The sequence below is a fragment of the Streptomyces sp. NPDC058000 genome, assembly GCF_042886435.1.
GTDB lineage: Bacteria > Actinomycetota > Actinomycetes > Streptomycetales > Streptomycetaceae > Streptomyces.
Map to the genome: position 1 here is coordinate 373 of NZ_JBHVQS010000144.1, position 715 is coordinate 1087.

The window sequence follows — 715 nt, forward strand, 5'->3', positions numbered from 1 at the left end:
GCGGAAGACTCCAGCATCCGGGCGCTGCGACTGCTGCTGCGTCAGGTGGCGATCCTGAGCCAGGACATGGACGTGGACATCGACATCCTCGGCCTGATCCCCACGCGGTTCGACACCCGGGACGGCGAGATCGTGAGCAGCATGCTCGAAGCGTTCCGGAACCTGGGCCAACCGCCCGTCATCGCTGAGATCAAGAAGCGCACCGACATCCGCAAGGCATGGCGGGCCAAGGTGCCCGTCCTGGAGTACGACGCGAAGTGCGAGGCATCGCAGTGGTTCCGCGACCTGGCAAAGGTGGTGCTGGCCGCATGAACGCACCGCGGAACAGCTCTCAGCCCCCGCCGGACATGGGCGGCCTCACCGGCGACTGGGCCAGGCTCCAGGGGTTGCGACGCGACAAGACCGCGTCCGCACCTGAGCGCGAGGAGGACCAGGAGCACGAGCACAAGGAGGAGCGACGGGTCCGTCCTCCGTCCCGGCCTGGGCGGACCCGTGGGGGCCACAAGCCCCCGCCCGCAGCCGCCGACGCGATCCCGACGACGATCCGGTTCGACCCCGAGGAGTCGAGCGCGATCGACCGGTTCGTTTTGGAGCTTCGCGACGACGCCGGACGCCGCGCCCTGGACAAGGCCGAGGTTTTCCGGGAGCTGATCCGGCTCGGAATGGAGCACGAACCGACCCGAAGGGCACTCCTCCGTCGCATCCGGTGAACTGA

The 715-nt window shown here is 68.5% G+C and carries 1 protein-coding gene and 1 pseudogene; both read left to right on the forward strand.

What is annotated here, in order from left to right:
* Nucleotides 1–312, forward strand: a pseudogene (locus ACFVT2_RS43450) (ParA family protein); the annotation flags it as partial.
* On the forward strand, nt 309–710 hold the full coding sequence (locus ACFVT2_RS43455; protein WP_387459242.1) for a hypothetical protein: 402 nt from the start codon (nt 309–311) through the stop codon (nt 708–710). The pseudogene ACFVT2_RS43450 and the gene ACFVT2_RS43455, both read left to right, overlap by 4 nt.
* Nucleotides 711–715 lie beyond the last annotated feature (5 nt).